We start from the raw sequence: 1,911 nt of genomic DNA, 5'->3' as shown, positions 1-1,911 counted from the left end.
GAGGATGCGCATGCGAACGGTGCGAAATACCTCGAGATGTATCGGGAATCGATCGAGAACCCGGATGCGTTCTGGGGCCGGGAAGGCAAGCGGCTCGATTGGATCACGCCCTATACCAAGGTCAAGAACACCGATTTCACCTTCGGCAAGGTCTCGATCAAATGGTTCGAGGATGGCGTTCTGAACGCCTCGGTGAACTGCATCGACCGCCATCTGCGCGACCGCGCGCTGCAGACCGCGATCATCTTCGAACCCGATGATCCGGCCACCCCCGCCAAGCACATCACCTACAAGGAGCTGTCCGAAAAGGTGAACCGGATGGCGAACGTCCTGCTGTCGCAGGGCATCATGCGCGGCGACCGCGTCGTGATCTATCTGCCGATGATCCCGGAAGCGGCTTACGCGATGCTCGCCTGCGCCCGGATCGGCGCCATCCATTCGATCGTTTTCGCGGGCTTCTCGCCCGACGCGCTGGCGAACCGGATCAACGATTGCGGCGCCAAGCTCGTCATCACCGCCGACACCGCCCCGCGCGGGGGCCGTCGCACGCCGCTGAAGGCCAACACCGATGCCGCGCTCTTGCACTGCTCGGACAAGGTGCGCTGCCTCGTCGTCAAGCACACCGGCGATCAGATCAGCTGGGTGCATGGCCGCGATGTCGACCTGCTCTATCTGATGGAACACGTCTCGCCCGAATGCCCGCCGCGGCCGATGAATGCGGAAGATCCGCTCTTCATCCTTTACACCTCGGGTTCGACCGGCAAACCGAAGGGCGTCGTGCATACGACGGGCGGCTACCTCGTCTATGCCGCGATGACGCACCAATACACGTTTGATTACAAGGACGGTGACGTGTTCTGGTGCACCGCCGACGTGGGTTGGGTGACCGGGCACAGCTACATCATCTACGGGCCCTTGGCGAATGGCGCGACGACGCTGATGTTCGAGGGCGTGCCGACCTGGCCGGATGCGGGCCGGTTCTGGGCCGTGTGCGAAAAGCACAAGGTGAACCAGTTCTACACCGCGCCGACGGCGATCCGCGCGCTGATGGGCCAGGGCACGGAATGGGTTGAGAAATATGACCTTTCCAGCCTTCGGGTGCTGGGGTCTGTGGGCGAGCCGATCAACCCCGAGGCCTGGGTCTGGTACGACAAGCATGTTGGAAAAGGGAAATGTCCGATCGTGGACACGTTCTGGCAGACCGAGACTGGCGGGCACATGATCACGCCCTTGCCGGGCGCGACGGCCACGAAACCCGGTTCGGCCACGAACCCGTTCTTTGGCGTCAAGCCGGTGGTTCTGGATCCCCAGACCGCGGTGCGGATCGGCGAAGTGGAATGCGAAGGGGTGCTTTGCATCTCGGATAGCTGGCCGGGGCAGATGCGCACGGTCTGGGGCGATCACGACCGCTTCCAGGAGACCTATTTCGGCCAGTATCGCGGCTATTACTTCACCGGCGACGGCTGCCGTCGCGACAAGGACGGCTATTACTGGATCACCGGCCGGGTCGATGACGTGATCAACGTCTCGGGGCACCGGATGGGCACGGCCGAGGTCGAAAGCGCGCTCGTGGCGCATCCGCAAGTGGCCGAGGCCGCGGTGGTGGGCTATCCGCATGACATCAAGGGTCAGGGCATCTACGCCTATGTGACGCTGATGAACGGGATCGAGCCGTCGGAGGATCTGCGCAAGGATCTGGTCAAGTGGGTGCGCACCGAGATCGGCCCGATCGCCTCGCCCGATCTGATCCAATGGGCGCCGGGTCTGCCGAAGACGCGCTCGGGCAAGATCATGCGCCGCATCCTGCGCAAGATCGCCGAGAACGACTATGGCGCGCTGGGCGACATCTCCACCCTCGCCGATCCCGGCGTCGTCCAGGAACTCATCGACAACAGAATGAACCGGGCGTGA

Annotated in this window: 1 protein-coding gene; it reads left to right on the top strand. The window is 63.3% G+C overall.

Features of this window, described 5'->3' with window-relative positions; all coding sequences use genetic code 11:
• A partial coding sequence (acs, locus tag C8J30_RS18190) for an acetate--CoA ligase (protein WP_110807483.1) occupies positions 1–1,911 on the top strand: 1,911 nt, incomplete at its 5' end.

It is taken from the genome of Rhodobacter viridis (assembly GCF_003217355.1).
GTDB classification, from domain to species: Bacteria; Pseudomonadota; Alphaproteobacteria; order Rhodobacterales; family Rhodobacteraceae; genus Rhodobacter; species Rhodobacter viridis.
Note: the sequence above shows the minus strand (reverse complement) of the source record. Positions and strands in the feature narration are given on the sequence as shown.